Origin of the sequence: Algoriphagus lacus, assembly GCF_003583985.1 — a bacterium.
GTDB lineage: Bacteria > Bacteroidota > Bacteroidia > Cytophagales > Cyclobacteriaceae > Algoriphagus > Algoriphagus lacus.
The window spans coordinates 197419-216480 of record NZ_QXML01000003.1 but is presented as its reverse complement, the minus strand read 5'-3'; the positions used below and the strand labels follow the sequence as shown (position 1 = coordinate 216480).

Here is a 19062-nt window from a genome sequence, read left to right as displayed (position 1 = left end):
CTGTCCTTAAAAATCCCCGATATTCTGAGGCCAAATTCTCACCCAAATGAGCCTCAGATCCTCCATCACCCTCATATTATTATCCAGTATTCTTTTTTTCTCTTGCGAAAAAAAAACCGATACTATCGATTATTCAGGTTGGGGACACTACGGAGGATCGGAAGACGGAGCTCGATTTTCTTCGTTGGCCCAAATCACCAAAGAAAATGTCGCCCAACTCGAGGTAGTCTGGACGTATCACACCGGCGATGCGACTGAACGCAGCCAGATTCAATGCCAGCCCATCGTAGTCAATGGCCTGCTCTACGGAAGCACACCCAAGCTGAATGTCTTTGCCCTCGATGCTGGAACTGGCCAGGAAGTCTGGCGATTTGATCCCTTTCAGGTTTTGGGTGGGGAAAATTCCTGGGCAGGCACCAACCGCGGAGTCAGTTATTGGGAGGAAGGTGATGATAAACGGATTTTGTTTTCTGCTGGCAATTGGCTCATGGCAGTGAATGCCCTGACGGGGGAGCCGATTTTGAGTTTTGGCGATAAGGGAAAGGTGGATTTGAGAAAAGACCTTGATACCGATTTGGAGGATTTCCTGATTGTTTCCAATTCTCCCGGGGTGGTTTTTGAGGATAAATTGATTCTGGGTATGCGACTTTCCGAAGGATTGGATGCAGCTCCGGGACACGTTCGGGCCTACAACATCAAAACCGGAAAGCGGGAGTGGATTTTTCATACCATTCCTCAGCAAGGTGAACCGGGATACGAAACCTGGGATCCCAAACACATCCGGCAGATTGGCGGCGCCAACAACTGGGCAGGGATGACGGTGGACCAAGAAAGGGGCATTGTCTTTGTCCCGACAGGTTCAGCCACATATGACTTCTGGGGTGGATATAGAACCGGTGATAACCTGTACGCCAATTCACTTTTGGCCTTGGATGCCCGTACCGGAAAGCGCATCTGGCATTTTCAGGCCGTTCATCATGATGTGTGGGACCGGGACTTTCCCGCTCCGCCCAATTTGATCCGCATCCAAAAAGACGGAAAGTGGATCGATGCCGTGGCCCAAATTTCCAAGCAGGGAATGACCTATGTCTTTGACCGGGAAACCGGGGAACCCATTTGGCCAATCAACGAGACACCAGTTACCCAGAGTGTCATGCCGGGAGAAATCAGCTCCAAAACCCAACCCATGCCGACCTTGCCGGAGCCTTTTATGAAGATGGTTTTTACCGAAAAAGACATCCTGAATCTTAAACCGGAATGGGAAGCAGATATCAAATCCAAACTTTCCAATGCGTCCATCGGTGACACATGGGCTCCACCTCATCCGGATAAGCCCATCGTCCTTTTCCCCGGCATGGACGGGGGCGGAGAATGGGGCGGCGCCTCTTTTGACCCGACTACCCAGACGATGTACATCAATGCCAACCAAATCCCCTGGCTGATCGACATGACACCGAATGCGAGCTTCGGCAATGTGGGCCAATCGGTGTACACCAATTACTGCGGCAATTGCCATGGACTGGAGCGCAAAGGAAACCCACCGACAATCCCAAGCTTGATCGGGTTGAAAGAAAAATATACTCCGGATTCGCTGGATTTGCTGTTGCAAAAAGGGAGAGGAGCCATGCCTGCATTTGGGCATATAACCACGGAAGAGCGCGGAGTTCTGATCGACTACCTAATGGGAAAAGCGGACGCAGGCGACAAAAAGGAACTCGAATCGGAAAACACCAAACTGTATCCCCGCTACTACATGAATGGGTATAAGCGCCTGACCACCAAGGAAGGAATCTACGGGTCCAATCCCCCTTGGGGCCTTCTGACAGCCATCGACATGAACACCGGAAAGAAAAAGTGGCAGGTGACTTTGGGGGAAATTGATTCACTCAGTGCTCAGGGCTTTGCACCGACTGGCACGGAAAACTATGGCGGACCCGTGGCTACAGCCGGTGGAGTGCTGTTTATTGCCGCAACCAAGGATGAAAAGATCCGGGCTTTTGACAAAGAAACCGGCACAATCCTCTGGGAAGCCAAACTCCCCGCTTCCGGGCATGCGACTCCGGCGGTCTATGAGAAAAACGGAAAGCAGTACCTAGTCATCGCCTGTGGTGGCGGCAAGGGTACAAAAAGCGGAGATGCCTATGTCGCTTTTGCTTTGCCTGATTGAAAGCTCCAAAGAGTTTTTTCAGGACCTTTTCCAAAATCGAATGCTGCTCGAAAAACTTCATCTCCATTTGGGAATTCAAAAAGCTACCTTTGCCGCATGTCCACCCCGCAAAAAAGCCAGGCAGAGATCCTGTCCAAACTAGGAATTGAGCAACTGAACCCCATGCAGCTCGCTGCCAAGCAGGCCATTGAGTCTTCGGATGAGGTGATTTTGCTTTCTCCGACAGGCACTGGTAAAACTTTGGCCTTTCTTCTGCCTCTGATTCAAAATCTGGATCCGAATTGTGAAGAAATTCAACTCGTCATCATTGTTCCTTCTAGGGAATTGGCGATCCAAATTGAGCAGGTCATGCGGGAAATGGGAACCGGCTACAAGGTAAATTCGGTCTATGGCGGCAGGGCCGGTTCCAAAGACCGAATTGAAATTAAGCACCGTCCGGCAGTCCTGATCGGAACACCCGGAAGAGTGGCTGATCACCTGAGACGGGAAGCTTTTGAAACAAAATTTATCCAAACTTTAGTATTGGACGAATTTGATAAATCTCTGGAAATCGGCTTTGAAAGTGAGATGAAAGACATCCTCCAGTTGCTGCCCAAGGTGAAGAAAACTATCCTTACTTCGGCAACTCAGGGAGTGGAAATCCCACGATTTGTCGGTTTGAAATCACCGGTCACGGTTGATTTTTTGGAGGAAAAAATCTCCCAATTGCAGATCAAAAAAGTCCTCTCTCCCACCAAGGACAAACTGGAAACCCTCATCGACTTGATTGCTCATCTGGGCGGCCAAAACGGAATCATCTTCTGCAATTTTAAGGACTCGATTCAGCGAGTAAGCGATTGCCTGGAAGAGCATGGTATTTCGCATGGGATTTTCTCCGGAGGAATGGAGCAAACCGACCGGGAACGATCCCTGATCAAATTCAGAAACGGCACACATCAAATCCTCCTGGCAACTGATCTTGCTGCCAGAGGTATCGATGTGCCGGAGATCAAGTTTATCATCCATTATCACCTTCCGCTAAGAAGCGAGGAATTCATCCACCGAAATGGACGAACTGCCCGAATGAACAGCGACGGAACAGCCTATGTCCTCCACTACGAGAAAGATCCTCTGCCGGATTTTATAGGAAATCTACCTGTTGAAAAACTGACCAAAGCCCCACTTCCGGGTCCATCGGAATGGAGTACCCTGTTTGTTTCCGGTGGACGAAAAGACAAAATCTCCAAGGGTGATGTCGCAGGTCTTTTTTTCAAACAAGGTGGACTTTCCAAAGAGGAACTGGGCATGATCGAATTGAAGACGGATTGCGCCTTTGTGGGAGTGAAAACAGCGACCTTGGAGAAGCTCCTGCCTAAAATCAACAACATGAAATTGAAGGAAAAGAAAGTACGGGTTACTGTTATTTAGGACACCTTCAATCAACAAATCGGTGTTCCTTTTTCGAATCACAAAAAGCTTTCAGGAGAAAAAATTGTACTTTGATGTCCATGGATCGACATCAGTTTTTGAAGTACATGGGCGCCTTTGCCGGTGCATCCCTCCTGCCGGATTTGGGTTTTGGATTTTCCCCTTCCTCAGATAATAAACCCGGCATCTTCGACCTCCACTGCCATACCGGAAGATTTTTTGCCAAAGGAAGCTCTACCTATCCCGGAGATGAAGCCTTCGCCAAAGCCCTGGTTGAAATGAATCAGGCAGGAGTCAACAGCGTGTTTTTGAGCATCGTTTCTGATATCAGTTTGCTCCGGATCACAGACAAAGGTGTTGTCGTGGACAGCAAACTGGAAAAAGGTGTCGCATGGGAATCCTACAAAAATCAGTTGGTGATTTTGAAGGAACTGATCAAAAATCAAAACGCCCAAATCGGAACTTCAGTGGGGGATCTGAAAAACTCCAAAGAGGTCAACCTGTTCCTTTCCTGCGAAGGAGCGGATTTTGTGGAGGAAGACGTCGACCGGATCAACGAAGTCTACGAGCAGGGAGTCCGTTCGGTCCAGTTGGTTCACTATGTGCCCAATAATGTCGGAGATCTCCAAACTGCCGCCCCGCTAAACGATGGACTTTCGGTCTATGGCAAATCCATCGTGAAACGGCTGACCGAATTGGGAATGGTGATTGATTTGGCGCATGCTTCTTTTGAAACAGTAAAAGGAGTGGCCGAATCAACAGGTGCACCGCTTCTGCTCTCGCACAGCATTTTAGCAGGTGATCCCAACAGACCGATTGCGGCTCGGGCTTTGAGTCGGGATCATGCCAAACTGATCGCCGAAACCGGCGGTCTCATTGGAGCTTGGCCATCAGGTTTTTCCAAGGATTTCGAAGATTTTGTGGAAAACACACTTCGCCTCATCGATGTGGTGGGCGTGGATCACGTGGGCATCGGAACTGACATGGATGCTAATTTCCAACCTGTGATCAATGACTATTTTGGAGTGGAAAAATGGCTACAAGCACTTGCTGCCAAAGGCCTTTCCAACGCGGAAGTGGAAAAAATTGCCGGAGGTAATGCCCGGAGATTGATCAGTTCGATACTCAAAGCCTAATCTGATTTAGACATTTCCTCTCGCTTCCTCATCGCCTCCACTTGCAATTTGATCAGCTCGATCTTTTCATCGGTCTTTTCCTTGAGTTGACTGATTTCTAATGCTTGGACTGAAGATGACTGGGATCGGTGGATTTCCTTCTTGATCAATTGTTCCATTTCGGTTAGTCTTTTCTCCTGTAGCTTCTCCATAACAGCATATTCCCGAAAGAGGAAATAATGCAGCAAAATCAAAGCTCCTAAAGCCAACAAGGTCAGAAGACCCGATTCTCCATTTTCAATAATAACCCTCAACATATCCCTTTCCGGAAAAATCAAATCTAGTCTCTGTTGGTTGGGAAGGGAATACGGCAAAAGGCCTATTTATCAAAATCTTAAAGTGGAAAGAATCAGCAAAAGCTAGGACTTTGGCCAAGTCAGCACTACACTCGTGCCCAATCCCGGCTTGGAATCAATTTCGAGTTTGCCGGAGAGTTCTTCTGCTCGCTTTCTCATATTGTACAAGCCATTTCCCGGCCGGATTGCCGACTCGTCAAAGCCTTTTCCGTCATCCTGAACTGTAACTTCCAATCCTGTATTCGTTTCCTCGATTTTCACTTGCACCGAGTGTGCTTCCGAATACTTGACCGCATTCTGGATCGCTTCCTGTAAAATTCGCAGCACTTGGATGGCATCCGCTGAGGCAAGGGTTTGGTCCGGTTTGATTGTATCACTCATAGAGAATTCGAAACGGATACCTGAAGCAGAATTTCCTGCCCTTTGGATGTAATCCTGAATCCTGCCGGTCAACGATTCCCAGTTGACCTTCCCACTGTTCATCGCCCAGATGGTATCCCTAAGTTCAGTAATGGTTTGCTTGGTAAAGTCAGCAATGGAGTCGTAGCGCTGGGTCAGCTGTTCTTTGATCGGCTCAAAGTATTTCAGGTTTTCGATGGCTGAAATGATGAAAGTCAGCTGGGCCCCGATATTGTCATGAAGGTCTCGGGAGATCAGCATACGTTGCTCATGCAGTTTGTTTTGGGTCTCGATCTGGACTAAAGCAGCCTTCAATTCCCCTTCTTGCTGGAGTTGACGATTCTTGAGTTTTTGTTGTTTGTAGAGTAGATATCCAACCCCTGCAAGTGCCAAAGCCAAAAAAAGTGATCCATAGAGCTGGATGTTTTTATTCCTGAGGGCTAACTGTTGCTGAGCAATTTCCCGGTCTTTTTTCTCCGACTCATACTTGGTCTGGAGCTCATTTGTCAGTTCGGCAACTTGCGCTTCAGTCAGGGAATTCCGATAGTCGATGTATCTATCGGTGTAGTATTGCGCACTGTCAGGCATATTGAGCGCAGCAAACATAGGTACCATCCGCAGCTGAATCGAAGCTACTTCTTCCTTGGCTTCCAATTCAGTCAGGGTAAGGATGGCTTTTTGGTAGAGATTTTTAGCCTTGAGGTATTCTCTTTTTTTGGAATAGGAATTTGCCAGGGCATATTCCATCATCGCCTGATCGTAAAATGAGTTGACCTTTTCGGCGATTTTGATTCCTTCAGTGGCAGCTTTGATGGCATCATCCGGGCGTTCAGCAGCATTGTAGAGCGCTGCCAAATTGAGGTAGGTCACCGACAAAACAAGCGAGTCACCAGCCTTCAGGCCATTTTCCATGGCTTTTTGAAAGTAGTCTTCGGATTTGTCATATTCTTTTGTCGCCTTGTAGATGTTGCCCATGTTGTTGTAAAGCATGGCGAGTTCCGGAATCATCTGGTTTTTCTCGCGGTATTCAGCTACTTCCGCATAGATCTCAAGTGCTTTGGGATAGTTTCGCATATCTTCGTGCAGGACCCCAAGATTGTTTTTCACAAAATTGATGTACCGCTCATTACCGGTTTGCTCATAGTAATCCAGCGCCTCGATGTAATACATCATGGCCGAGTCGGTCTGATACAATCGCTGGTGAATCGATGCCAAATTGCTTTTCGAACCGGCCATTCCTGCCGAATCCCCAATTTCAGTCCGAAGCTCGAGGGCTTTTTTGTAAGCTGCTTTAGCTTCCGCAAATTCCCCACGTTGATTGTAAGCATTACCCAAGTCACTGTAAGCTTGGGAAATTACTTTTTGATCTCCCATTTTTTCAGCCAAAGTCAACGATCGACGTCCATAATCAAGGGCAGAATCCAGATTGACCATTGCCCAGTACCAGGTCAGTTCGGAATAGATGGCTACTTGATCCTGCTCCAGCTTTGCCGACTTCAATTGGACTTTTAGACTGTCGATGACGTATTTTGGACTTTGGGCTTGGGTTTCTTTATGACTGATAAAAACAAAGAGCAGTAAGAAAAGGAATAGGGCGTGTTTCATAGGTTTTACTGGCGAAAAAGGAAATAAGTTAAAAATCAGTCCTTTGGCAATAAAAATATGGAATATCGGACAAGGAGTCCAAGAGCTTTTTTTGAATGGACAGACTTGGAACTTCCCGAAATAAATGGAGAAAAACATGACTAAAAACCAAATTAACCACGGTTTGAGTCGATTTGGAGATGTAAAACTTATTCTAAACCTTAGGGTTAGATTATCAGAAAATAAACCCAAGAGTAACTCATGTTTGATTTTAACCTCAATGAAAATCAGCGGATGATCGCTGAAATGGTTCGGAGTTTTGGAGCCAAAGAAATTACTCCCTTCCGCAAAGAATGGGATGACAACCAGTTTTTTCCTATCCAAGTATTCAAAAAACTCGGCGAGCTTGGCCTGATGGGTGTTTTAGTCCCAACCGAATATGGAGGCTCGGGCTTTGGATACTTTGAATATGTAACCGCAATCCTTGAGTTGTCCAAATTGGACCCTTCGGTGGGTCTGTCTATGGCTGCTCACAATTCCCTCTGTACCGGACATATTCTTATGTTTGGAAATGAGGAACAAAAGAAAAAGTACCTGCCCAAACTTGCGACCTGCGAATGGCTGGGAGCTTGGGGTCTGACTGAACCCAATACCGGTTCGGATGCCGGCAATATGCGAACCGTCGCAAAAAAAGAAGGGGAATACTACATCCTCAACGGGGCAAAAAATTTCATCACGCATGGAGTTTCTGGAGACGTTGCTGTGGTGATTGCCCGTACTGGTGAGATCGGTGATTCACACGGAATGACTGCTTTCCTTATTGAAAAAGGAACTCCGGGATTCAAAGGCGGACGAAAGGAAGACAAACTCGGAATGCGTGCTTCCGAAACGGCCGAACTTATTTTTGAGGATTGTAAAGTCCATGAAAGCCAGATTCTGGGGAAAGTCGGAGAAGGCTTCATCCAGTCCATGAAGATCCTGGACGGAGGAAGAATTTCCATCGCAGCACTCTCACTTGGTATTGCAGAAGGAGCCTTGGAAGCATCCATCCAATACTCCAAAGAGCGCCAGCAGTTTAACAAACCGATATCCAGTTTTCAGGGAATTTCCTTCAAGCTTGCGGATATGGCCACTCAGTTGGAAGCTGCAAAACTACTTACGTTCAAGGCGGCTGATCTGAAAAACAAAGGTCAAAAAGTGACTTTAGCCGGAGCACAGGCGAAACTGTATGCTTCTGAAGTTTGCGTTGCCATTTCGAATGAGGCCGTTCAGATTTTTGGAGGCTATGGATTCACCAAAGATTATCCGGTTGAAAAATTCTATCGCGACTCCAAGCTTTGCACCATCGGCGAGGGGACTTCGGAAATCCAAAAGCTGGTAATCTCCAGAGAGATTTTGAAGTAAAAGCTAGATGCTAATTGGCCTATGACCGTTGTAGGGACTCATCTCCATCAATCACCGGTCATCCGGCATCTTTCTACATTTCCTCCAAAATCCCCAACACCAAGTGTGCGGAATTTACCGAGGCCGGGCCGACAAACTGGTTGAAATTGACTCTTGCGTGGTTGTTTGCATTGTCACTGCAACTGCGGATGATGACAAAGGGAATTCCCAAAGTGCGGCAAATGTGTGCAATTGCCGCACCTTCCATTTCGGTGGCCAAGGCATTGAACTCCTCATAAAGCCAGGCTGCTTTTTCATTGTTACTGACGAAAACATCCCCGGTAGCAATCACTCCGGAAAAGACTTTGGGGGCCCGGTTGGAAATCGGAACAAACTCAATTTTCCGGGCTGCTGAGGCACTTTTCTCCACCAATTCCCGATCTGCCTCGACATAGAGTTCCTCGTGTCTTCCTCCGTTCAATTTTCGGAAAGGAGAAACTTTGAACCCGGTGGAATCCACCTGTCCAAAGTCAAACTGAACGAGTTTTTCCCCGATTACAATATCTCCCGGCAAAGCCTCCGGATGCAATCCTCCTGCTACTCCGGTGAAAATCAAGACAGACGGGCTAAAATTTTCTGTCAAAATCGCTGTGCTGTAGGACGCGTTGACTTTTCCTACTCCGGCTTTCAGGATCACGACTTTTTTGCCTTTCAGTTTCCCTGTGAAAAAGTCAATTCCTCCCCGACTCACCTTTTTGGATGACTTCATCGAGTCAAGTAAAATCGCAATTTCCTGATCCAAAGCACCCATGATGGCAATTCGCTGGGCTTGGATAGAAAGGGAAACAAAAACGAAGAGAACAAATAGAATTAAACTTTTCATAGCCATAAGAAGAAAAGCGAAAGTACGCTGATGATGGCTAAGATGGGGTTGATTTCAGCGGTTTTTCCGGTAATCAATTTCAAAACGGTCCAACTGATAAAGCCGAACGAGATTCCAACCGACAGGCTGTAGGTGAACGGAATCAGAACGATCGTGAGAAAAGATGGAATGGATTCTTCGGGATTGGACCAATTGATTTTGGTCAGCGGAATGACCATAAACGAACCCACCAAAACCAAAGCAATCGAACTGGCAATGGAAGGAATCACCGACAGGACCGGTGAAAAAAACATAAATGGCAAAAAGAGCAGTCCGGCTGTGATCGCTGTGGTACCGGTTCTTCCACCTTCTTCAATTCCTACCGCAGACTCGATATAGGCTGTCCCCGAACTGCTGCCCACCAAGCCTGCGAAAAGCGTCGCAAATGAATCGGTCAGCAAGGATTTGCGCATGTTCTGAGGACTTCCATCAGGATCTTTGAGGCCAGATGCCTCCGCTAATCCTATAAAAGTGGAAATGCCATCGAACAAAATCGTGAAGGTGAAGACGAATATTACCGGAAGGTAAGCATAGCGAAGTGAACCTAAAATATCGGCTTTGCCCACCAGACTGAAATCCGGCCACGCAAAAAATCCGGTGTAATTGACTAAGGTAGAAACTCCGAAATTAATTGTAGAGGCATCACCCCACCACCTGCCGATCGGCCAAGCCAAAGCCGTTGTGAAGAGAATCCCATAAATTATCGCCCCGGAAACTTTCCTAACGAGCAAACCTCCGGTGAAAAGCAAACCCGCCAGAAAGGTCAAGGTCACAGGGTCTTTGAACATCGCCATTCCGACCAAAGTGGCCGGATTGTCTACGATGAAATGCGCATTTTGAAATCCGATAAAGCAAATGAAAAGGCCAATGCCCGCTGATACTGCATGCCGGATTGCATCCGGAATCGCCTGAATGATCTTTTCGCGGGTTTTAAAAACCGAAAGAATCAGGAAAATCACCCCGGACCAGAATACTGCACCTAAGGCCTCCTCAAAGCTAAGTCCGAAACCTTTGACCGCGGTGTATGTGAAAAAAGCATTGATTCCCATGCCGGGGGCTACTACAATGGGGTTTTTGGCATAAATACCCATCATCAAACTCCCAAACGCCGACACCAAAACAGTGGCTGTCAATACCGCAGAAAACGGCATCCCAGCCTGAGAAAGAATTGCCGGATTGACAATAATGATGTAAAAACAGGCCAGAAAGGTGGAGATCCCGGCAAGGATTTCGGTCTTGAGTTGGGGTTTCATAGGTCACAAAATAGAAAAATGAAACCCAATTAAGAAAACCTAAAGTCTCCCCACCATCATTCCCCCATCGACGGCGATGATTTGGCCGGTAGCATAAGGTAAATCTCCTCGAATCAAAGCCGCCACCACTTTTCCGATGTCTTCTGGCTGCCCAATCCTCGGTTCAAGGGTGAGTCCCTTTTCGATTCGCTCCTGATAAATGGATTTTACCTTTTCAGTCATATCTGTTTCGATAACTCCAGGCTGGATTTCAAAGACCGGAATGTTGAATTCTGCCAAGCGAACCGCCAAAACTTTAGACATCATGGAGAGTCCTGCTTTGGCCATGCAATATGCGGCTCGATTGGTGGAAGCCAAAACTGCCGAAACTGAAGTGATGGTTACGATATAAAGAGGACTTTCCGAATCTGACTTTCGGATTTCTGCCATCCAATTGGCAAAGGACTGACTCAGGAAAAATGTCCCCTTCAAATTGATGTCCATCAGATGATCAAAATCCTCCTCAGCCATTTCCAAAACATCCGCACGGACTCTCGGCGCCACGCCAGCATTGTTTATCAGGAAGTTGATCTTGCCAAACTTCTCTTTCACTCCTCTCAGAATACTCTCCCGATCGGCCTTTTCGGCAATATTTCCGGGAAAATACTCCACTCGGACTCCTTTTTTGCGAAGCTCTTCCAAAACCTCCACCACATCAGACTCGACCCTTACGCCGTTCAAAGCCAAATCGATTCCTTCCTGAGCCAATTTTCGGGCGATTCCTAGTCCGATTCCTCGGGTTCCCCCGGTGATCAATGCAATATTATTCATTCTCCTTTCAGTGCTTTGAGTTGATCATATTCCGGCATTTCCTTGTAGAAGGGATCAAGGGGAAAACATCCCGAGATCATCCCATTTCTCGGAGCAGTGGTACAGTCGGAAAAAGTCCGGCAGATTTTTGCCCGCTTCAATCCCCCTCCGGAAAGGATATCCGCCGGCATATCAGGATAGCTAAGGACCATCCGACCAAAGCCGATCGAATCAGCTTTTCCGGATTTAAGTACGTTTTGCCCCACATTTGGAAGCCATTCTTGCAGGTAGGAATAGGCCGATCCGACAACATAGAAGTTGGGAAATGCCTTTTTGATTTCAGCAGTCGCCTTGATTTGCCTGGCCACTCCGCACAGCGGGTCCTCCGGAGGCAAGTATCCGTCGGAAGGAGGAAATAAGGCCGGTCTTTGAATGTGCGGATTGTAATAGGGACTTCCGGCTGTGGTGCAAAAGAGCTCGATTCCGAGTTTTTCAAGTTCCTCAAGAAAAAGAAAAGACTCATTCAAATCAGCATTTATCCCGCTTTCATCCCCTCCGAAGGCGTAGAGGTAATTTTCGTCTTGTGCAGGGATTCCGATTTCTTCGGGTCCTTTTTGAAAGGGAACCCAATCGAAAACACTCATTCGCACGCCGATTTCCAAACCCGGAGCTGCTGCTCTGATTCCGGAAACAATATCCCGGAGAAAACGGGTGCGGTTTTCGAAACTTCCTCCAAATTTTCCCTCCCGGTCGTAAGCACTCAAAAATTCATGTCCGAGGTACCCGTGGCAATGCTTGATGTCTACAAAGTGAAACCCTGCCTTCTGAGCCAAAACAGCCGCTTTGATGTAGTCGGCAATGATCGAATCAATTTCGGCATCAGTCATCAATGGGTAATCCTCTCCCAAACCAAACTTCTTATTTAAAATAGGATGGGGATATAGAATCCTCGGTTCCATTTTTTTCTTGTCATTCGGTTTGCAAAAGCGGCCGGAATGAGTCAGCTGGAGTCCTACAAGCAAATCTGAGGTATCTCCAAAATGCTCCTGATGGGTGGTGTGAACCAGCTGAAACAACTCAACAAAGTCGGAAAATGTCTGCTCATTGAGCAGCAACTGGTTGGGATTAGCCCTGCCTTCGTGGCGAACCGCCACTGCTTCACAGCCCCAAAGGAGTTTTGCACCACTGAGTCCAAAATGCTTCCATCGCCTTTTGGTGAGTTCAGTGGGTCGTCCGTCTTCAGTTCCATCCCAGCCTTCCATCGGCAAAATGCAAAGGGCATTCCCGATTTTTTGTCCGGAGCGAAGGGAATGGCCTTTGGCAAAAGGAGAATCCCGCCCAGGCAACAATTCAGAATCAAAATCCAACTCAATTCCTTCATTCGCCAGATGCTTTGCAAACAGCTCCGCAGTCTTTAGATGAGCGACTCGGGGATATTGGGGTTTGTACTTTCCGCTCATGCCGGCACACAGTTTAGGAAAGAATAGTGTGGCTCATTATTCAGCATCCGATGGAGCAAAAGAGCCAATTCCCGGGCATGGTAATCCCCCCACATGCTGGACTCGCCATTGGCTACTTTTCCGGCTTGGGGGGTATAATCCCATCCATTGGGCTGGTGATAGATAGAATGCAAAATCAGCCCTTGGTGCTTTTCCCCGGTAGAGAGATAAGGTTCGGAGAAAAGTACTCCGGCAAGCTGAATTCCGGCATTTTTATACTTTTCACCGCGTTCTGGATCACTTGCTTTCAGCCAATTTCCAATTCTTATCAAACCCTGAGCAGCGATGCAAGCTGCTGAACTGTCTACCGGTTCGAATTCATTGAACGGATCTGCAGGTCTGGACAAGTAGTCTCCCAAACGGTGAAGAGTTGGCGCTCCGGTATCCCAATAGGGAATACCATCCGTAGGTGTATTTGCAAGGTAAAATTCAGAAGTTGCGATGGCCGCCTGAGAAAGCTCGGCTAAGAGATCTTTCTTGGAAATCACCTCGGAATAATCCGCTTCAGCAATCTGATCCAGGATTTCCAAGGTCTCACCCAATCCACAAATCGCCCATGCCAGGCCTCTCGTCCATGTGCTGAACCCGGTGTAACCCTGCTGGGAATTGGGGCAGCGGTAATTTCCATCGTTTGTATTGAAGATGATTTCGTGGGCTGTGCGACCTGAAATATCATAGCGATCCCGGCCTTTTCCATAGTAAATGGAAAAGCGAACCGTGCTCAGTATGTGTTGAATGGCCCGATGGATCAAGGAAATTCGCTTATCGTTTTCTGCCTGAAGAACATGCCCCAGCTGATGGGAAACGACCAACGCACGGCAACTGCGTATTGTGTCCACAAACAAGGAGTGAGGTCCATTGAAGGAGTAAATAAACCCTCCGCTTGGAATAGTGGTCCAACGCGTGGCTTGCACCGCACCGGTGACTTTCAAAGCAAGTTTGTAAAATTCCTTCTCCCAGTCCGAACCCTCGATTTTGCCTTCATTGATCAGTCGAAGGAGATTTCCATAAGTACTCACATTGTTAAATCCATGGTCATGCACTCCGATATGAGTCAGGTGCGGAGCCATTTTATGGACAGTATTCTTACGGCCGATTTCCAGAAATTCGGATTCACCCGTGGCATCAAACTGTAAAATCGCCGAACCAAACTGGAATCCCTGGGTCCATTCTGTCCACCCGCGGGTGACGTATTTTCCTTTTTCAGTGAAAACAGGAGCTCCTTTTTGGGTGTCAAAAGAGTCCTCAATCATCCGGATTTTTTGTCCGGATAGATTCCAAAATCGCTCTAATGAACTCTTTAAATCAGTAATTGAAAAAGCAGGGTTAAGCTTCATGGGTAGGTTTTTGGGTAAAATGGTGAGCAACCATCACTATTACTGTTAGAGGAATAAGAATGCAATACATCGCAGCGTCAGTCGGAAGTCCTGCAAAGCCAGCCGGAACCCACTCGAGCAGCGACAAGATGAAATAACTCAAGGCAAGTGCAGAAACTAGAAGAAGTGACTTGGGTGGATTCTTGAAAATTACAGAGCCTAAGACTACCGGAGCAATCATGGATGTCCCTGCAAAACTCACCCTCGCAAGCAATACGAGTTCATCACTCATGTAGGTAGAAAACACCAACACAATGAGTGAGAAAACCAAAATTGCAACTTGGGTAATTCGCATATTGCTCTTGTCAGACCCGGACAATAAAGACCTGAGTTCTGTGCCCAAGGCAAAAATCTGTGCATTAGTCGTCGAAAGACAGGCTGCAAAAAGTCCCACCACCGCCAAGGCTGCAATGGGACTGGCCTGGTCAAAAAGTAACGCTGCAGATATAAAGTCTGCAGTCGAGCTATCCGGATACTTCACGGCCCCATACAATCCGATAAAAGCAGTCGGAAGGATGACCAAAATCGCAAAAATCCCAACCGCATAGGCCATTTTATGAACGGATTTCAGATTTTTCATCACCACCAACCGGGTTGTAAACTGGGGCTGAGACACCGGAATCAGGACAATGGCAATGGCTGAAGCGATCAGAAAGGGGCTCGAGAAAAGTCCTTTTGGACCGGGAAGGGAAAGCAAAGCGGCATTACTTTCCTCTACTTTGGCCAGCCCTGCTTCCAACCCTCCGGCCATTTCGAGACAGGTCAGTCCGATTATCCAGATGACAGCCAACATGATTACCCCCTGAATGGCATCACTGTACATGATGGCCTTCAATCCACCGATTTCAGAATAGACCAACATCAAAATGACCAGCAACGAAGACCATCCCCAAGCGGGAATCAAATCTGGAAATGCCGCATCGAGAAAAATGGAAATCCCACGAATCTGAATTGCTACGTAAGGAATAAGGAAAAGAAAAGAACTGATGAAAACCAGGTAGCCAGCCCAGCGGTTTTTGAAGCAACTCTGAACAAAGCCTGCTACACCTTTATAACCAACCTGAGCAGCTTTTTTGCGAAGTGCAAAGCCAAACCAAATCAGCAAAAACACCATAAACGCATCCGATAGCGCTAAAAAAATCCAAGCACCTACCCCATGCACCCGGAAGAAGTCCGGCATTCCCATAAAGGTAAACGCGCTGAACAAGGCTGCAGAAAAGGTCAGGAAACCCAGAATCGCCCCGATATTTGATCCAGCGAGCATGAACTCATCCGAACTCCGATTCTTATTGTAAGAGATGTAGGAAGCATAGCCCAATGAAGCGAGGAACAACCCGAAGAAGAAAATCAGCCAGCCTGTCATCCCTTGTTTGATTCTTCATGTGGAAAAAAACGGGAAGCCAGGAAGGTAAGTCCGACGATCACTGCCGTGATCAGAAAACCTGTCCAAAAGATGTAAGGAACACCTCCCAGCCTTGGGTCAATTTTATTTTCTTCAAAGATTACCAGAAATGAGCCGACTGAAAGTAAAAAAACAGCCAAAGCGATGAGGTTCCAAATTTTGGATTTCATAAGCGGAGTGCGGGGTTATTTGGGAAGTAGTTAGATAGCAAGAAAATTATTTCAAGCTTGGCTTAAAATAGCAATTATCTTCTGCTTTGGTAACCCACCCAGTCAGTAAACCTGCCGGAATGAAAAAGTATTTACGGAAACAATTCCGGAAAAAGGAATTCCTGATTATTGGAAATTGAGGTAAATGGTAATGCCCTTACGCTTGATGGAGGATAGTGCATCCCGGAGTTCCACCGGAGTTTTTTCCGCATAATACAGGTTGTTCAGCCCATGTGAAAAGCGGATTTCGGGTGCAAACTTGAAGTACCTAAAATAAATTTCAAAGCCCATTCCAGCCTCAATCGAAAAGTCCTGTCCTTTGGTAACAATGGGATCCAAGTTGGCTTCATCCTGGCTTTTGGTGCGGAAGTTATAGCTTGCCCCTCCGATAAAATACATCCTCGTGTTGTTAAACCGCTGAGACCTATACTTGAAAAGGAGCGGAATCTCCACCATCGTAGCCTCATTGACTAGTTCCTCAGTCGTATAGCCCAGATTGGAAGTATTGTCAGAGTTGGTATTACCCGGAACAGTACTGCTCCCTGGTTGAAAATAATTGACATCTACCCGATACTCGTAGAATCCGATCTTTGGGGTAAGGAGCAAATTGACCTGGTCGTGAATTCTCAAAATCCCTGTAAATCCAAGTGAAAACCCGGGAGTGTACTTGGGATAAATCGAATAAATCTGGTTATTACCTGCATTGGCAGGATTGAAAAAAGCATCCGAATACTTGATCTGATAGGTAGCGGTGTGCCCAGCTAGGAAAAACCCATAGGAAAGCAACTTATCGTCTGAACCTGAAGTACTGGTCAAACCAAACAGTCCTTGTGAAAAGCCGGAAAAGCTAAGTCCAAAAAATGCCAGAATCAGGACTACTACTTTTGACCTACGTAGATGGAGCTGATTCCGAAAGTGAGTGGTTTGCATACAGTGCTGTGAAATCCGACTTTTTTCAAAACTGCCAGAAAATCCTCCCCATCCGGAAAGGCTTGAACTGACTCGGGAAGATAAGTATAAGCAGAATTGTCTTTGGATACAATTTTACCCACCTGAGGAAGAATCGTGTTGGAATAAAACGAATAAGCCTGCTTCATAGGGAATGCTTTCGGCTTGCTGAACTCCAATATCACTGTTTTTCCGCCTGGCTTCAATACTCGGTACATATCTGCCAATCCTTTCTCCAGATTCTCGAAGTTTCTGACTCCAAATGAAACGATGACTGCATCAAACTTATTATCCTCAAACAATAAACCTTCGGAATCGCCAAGCTGCAAGTCGATTTTGTCCTGCAGGCCTCTCTTGACCATTTTCTTTCTTCCTTCAGAAAGCATGCCCTCGGAAATATCCACTCCTATGATTTTGTCGGGATTAAGCGCAAGTGCTTCGATCGCAAAATCCCCAGTGCCCGTGGCAATGTCCAAGATCAATTTCGGATGGTCTTTCCTGAGCATCTTGATGGCCTTTTTTCTCCAGATAATATCAATTCCCAAACTCAACACATGGTTGAGCAGGTCATACTTCGGGCTGATGTTGTTAAACATCTCAGCCACCTGGGCCTTCTTTGGGTCTTGCTTATCTTTATAGGGGACTACAGACATCACGAATCTTCTTTGGTGGGACAATATTACTATAGAAACCCGAGGAATCGAAAATTGTTGACCAATAAGCCTCCAAAGGCCTTCCGAAATAAAAACGTACTTTTGCAGTCAATTGAAGAATTATGATCCGAAAAGCACAATTTGTCGTCAGCAATACCACCCCTGAGAAATGTCCCAAACCTGACCGGGCGGAGATCGCCTTCATCGGACGATCCAATGTGGGAAAAAGCTCCCTGATCAATATGCTGACCGGAGTGAAAGAATTGGCGAAAACCTCTCAAAAACCGGGTAAAACCCAGTTGATCAACCACTTTATGATTGATGATCGTTGGTTTTTAGTGGATTTGCCCGGTTATGGATTTGCCAAAGTGAGCAAGGACAAAAAAGTCAAATGGGAGAAAATGATCAGCACTTACCTGACCACACGACAAAATCTCTGTGGCGTATTTGTCCTGATCGACAGCCGATTGGAGCCTCAAAAAATTGACCTTGAATTCCTGAATTGGTGCGGAGAAGAGAATGTCCCTTTTGTGGTGGTTTTTACCAAAGCTGACAAGCAATCCAAAACTCAGACCGATAAAAATGTAAAAGCATTTCTGGATAAAATGGCGGAGATATTCGGTGACTATCCGGATTACTTCGTGACATCGGCCGAAAAAGGCGCGGGAAAAGAAGAAATGCTAACCTTCATCAGTGACCTGATCGCTGAATATGAAGCTGAGCAAACAAATTGATTGATAATTCTATATTTGCAGCCTGAAAACGATTAACCATGAATTTCAAAGACATCGCCACTGTAGCCGGTAAGCCGGGTTTGTATAAAATACTGAAGCCAACCCGTTCTGGAGTTGTGCTGGAATCAATGGATGAGAAAAAAACCAAGCTGGTAGCCGGAATGGCTCAGCGGGTATCCATTTTGAGCGACATTTCGATTTACACCCTGACCGAAGCCGGTGCTGAGCCGCTGGAATCAGTGATGAAAAAAATCGAGTCCGAATACAAAGGCGACACCGGAGTGGAAAGCACATCCTCGGACAGTGAACTGAGAGCATTCCTAAAATCAATCCTTCCGGAATTTGATGACTCTCGAGTGTACACCTCCGACATTAAAAAGTTGGTGACTTGGTACAAGATCATCAGAGGCGCGGCCCCTGAAGTACTACAGGAAAACAGCGAAGAACAAAAAGAAGCCTAATCAGACCGCCCCGACTCAAATCGGGGCTTTTTTCTTAAACCTCATGAGTCAGTCCCTCCCTGAAGAAACCTTTTCACTGATCACTCAAAACTTTCAGTTGCCTGAAATTCAGGAAGGATTTTCCGAAGAAAAAGCGCTGGAAATCCTGACCAAAGCGATCAGCCAACTCATGGACCGCAATCTGGAGCGACTATTGCAAATTTGCTATCGGGTGGATCTGCCTGAAAACACCCTCAAACGGATTCTTCATGAGTCCGAACCTGAAAAGGTTGCAGCGGATTTGGCCAAGGCACTGTGGGACCGGCAAAAACAAAAAGTGGAGATTAGAAGACGGTATTCGGACATTTGAAATCCCGATTCACCATTCTTAATTTTCCGTTCCTAATTCTACCTTTCAAAAGTTAT

General features: G+C 46.7%; 18 protein-coding genes. 7 read left to right on the top strand and 11 right to left on the bottom strand.

The window, feature by feature from the left end; genetic code table 11:
• Positions 1-46 precede the first annotated feature (46 nt).
• The 3 genes from D0X99_RS08060 to D0X99_RS08050 all read left to right on the top strand — a co-directional run bounded on the left by D0X99_RS08060 (position 47) and on the right by D0X99_RS08050 (position 4710).
• Entirely contained in the window at positions 47-2167 is a 2121-nt protein-coding gene (locus tag D0X99_RS08060) for an outer membrane protein assembly factor BamB family protein (protein WP_119477165.1), read from the top strand.
• Positions 2168-2263: 96 nt separating this feature from the next.
• Positions 2264-3574 carry a DEAD/DEAH box helicase gene (locus D0X99_RS08055; RefSeq protein WP_119477164.1) on the top strand — a complete coding sequence of 437 codons (1311 nt, stop codon included), beginning with the start codon at positions 2264-2266 and terminating at the stop codon, positions 3572-3574.
• 74 nt (positions 3575-3648) lie between these two features.
• The gene (locus D0X99_RS08050) at positions 3649-4710 is read left to right on the top strand and encodes a dipeptidase (RefSeq protein WP_119477163.1); all 1062 of its coding nucleotides are present in this window, start codon (positions 3649-3651) and stop codon (positions 4708-4710) included.
• Here the strand turns inward: D0X99_RS08050 and D0X99_RS08045 are convergent.
• A complete protein-coding gene (locus tag D0X99_RS08045) occupies positions 4707-5006 on the bottom strand; it encodes a hypothetical protein (protein ID WP_158587690.1) in 300 nt (99 codons plus the stop codon). The genes D0X99_RS08050 and D0X99_RS08045 overlap by 4 nt on opposite strands.
• Before the next feature lie 102 nt (positions 5007-5108).
• Complete coding sequence (locus D0X99_RS08040; protein ID WP_158587689.1) at positions 5109-7049, bottom strand: tetratricopeptide repeat-containing sensor histidine kinase; 1941 nt, start codon at positions 7047-7049, stop codon at positions 5109-5111.
• 240 nt (positions 7050-7289) lie between these two features.
• Between D0X99_RS08040 and D0X99_RS08035 the strand changes: the two genes are divergently transcribed.
• Entirely contained in the window at positions 7290-8432 is a 1143-nt protein-coding gene (locus tag D0X99_RS08035; RefSeq protein ID WP_119477160.1) for an acyl-CoA dehydrogenase family protein, read from the top strand.
• A gap of 73 nt (positions 8433-8505) precedes the next feature.
• Here the strand turns inward: D0X99_RS08035 and D0X99_RS08030 are convergent, their stop codons facing one another.
• From D0X99_RS08030 to ubiE, 9 genes are all read right to left on the bottom strand, one after another.
• Positions 8506-9294: a 5'-methylthioadenosine/adenosylhomocysteine nucleosidase gene (locus tag D0X99_RS08030; RefSeq protein ID WP_158587688.1), complete on the bottom strand. Its 789-nt coding sequence runs from the start codon at positions 9292-9294 to the stop codon at positions 8506-8508.
• A complete protein-coding gene (locus D0X99_RS08025) occupies positions 9291-10586 on the bottom strand; it encodes an NCS2 family permease (protein WP_119477158.1) in 1296 nt (431 codons plus the stop codon). The genes D0X99_RS08030 and D0X99_RS08025 overlap by 4 nt, the downstream gene beginning before the upstream one ends.
• Positions 10587-10625: 39 nt before the next feature.
• Entirely contained in the window at positions 10626-11396 is a 771-nt protein-coding gene (locus D0X99_RS08020; RefSeq protein WP_119477157.1) for a 3-ketoacyl-ACP reductase, read from the bottom strand.
• The gene (locus tag D0X99_RS08015) at positions 11393-12835 is read right to left on the bottom strand and encodes an oxidoreductase (protein WP_119477156.1); all 1443 of its coding nucleotides are present in this window, start codon (positions 12833-12835) and stop codon (positions 11393-11395) included. Before D0X99_RS08015 ends, D0X99_RS08020 begins: the two co-directional genes overlap by 4 nt.
• The gene (locus D0X99_RS08010) at positions 12832-14211 is read right to left on the bottom strand and encodes a glycoside hydrolase family 88 protein (RefSeq protein ID WP_119477155.1); all 1380 of its coding nucleotides are present in this window, start codon (positions 14209-14211) and stop codon (positions 12832-12834) included. Before D0X99_RS08010 ends, D0X99_RS08015 begins: the two co-directional genes overlap by 4 nt.
• The gene (locus D0X99_RS08005; RefSeq protein ID WP_119477154.1) at positions 14201-15613 is read right to left on the bottom strand and encodes a sodium:solute symporter family protein; all 1413 of its coding nucleotides are present in this window, start codon (positions 15611-15613) and stop codon (positions 14201-14203) included. The genes D0X99_RS08010 and D0X99_RS08005 overlap by 11 nt, the downstream gene beginning before the upstream one ends.
• Positions 15610-15822, bottom strand: coding sequence for a hypothetical protein (locus tag D0X99_RS08000; RefSeq protein ID WP_119477153.1), 213 nt, complete (start codon positions 15820-15822; stop codon positions 15610-15612). The genes D0X99_RS08005 and D0X99_RS08000 overlap by 4 nt, the downstream gene beginning before the upstream one ends.
• Before the next feature lie 165 nt (positions 15823-15987).
• Complete coding sequence (gene porT, locus D0X99_RS07995; protein ID WP_119477152.1) at positions 15988-16791, bottom strand: type IX secretion/gliding motility protein PorT/SprT; 804 nt, start codon at positions 16789-16791, stop codon at positions 15988-15990.
• Positions 16740-17462, bottom strand: a complete 723-nt coding sequence (gene ubiE, locus D0X99_RS07990) for a bifunctional demethylmenaquinone methyltransferase/2-methoxy-6-polyprenyl-1,4-benzoquinol methylase UbiE (RefSeq protein ID WP_119477335.1) — start codon at positions 17460-17462, stop codon at positions 16740-16742. Before ubiE ends, porT begins: the two co-directional genes overlap by 52 nt.
• A 122-nt stretch (positions 17463-17584) precedes the next feature.
• On the opposite strand from ubiE, the gene yihA reads away from it, so the two are divergent.
• From yihA to D0X99_RS07975, 3 genes are read left to right on the top strand one after another with little or no spacing between them, the layout of a single operon-like run.
• Positions 17585-18196, top strand: coding sequence for a ribosome biogenesis GTP-binding protein YihA/YsxC (gene yihA / locus D0X99_RS07985; RefSeq protein WP_119477151.1), 612 nt, complete (start codon positions 17585-17587; stop codon positions 18194-18196).
• A gap of 38 nt (positions 18197-18234) precedes the next feature.
• Positions 18235-18657, top strand: a complete 423-nt coding sequence (locus D0X99_RS07980) for a DUF5606 family protein (RefSeq protein WP_119477150.1) — start codon at positions 18235-18237, stop codon at positions 18655-18657.
• Positions 18658-18700: 43 nt separating this feature from the next.
• Positions 18701-19006 (top strand): hypothetical protein, encoded by a 306-nt coding sequence (locus D0X99_RS07975; protein WP_119477149.1) that lies wholly within the window; start codon positions 18701-18703, stop codon positions 19004-19006.
• Positions 19007-19062 lie beyond the last annotated feature (56 nt).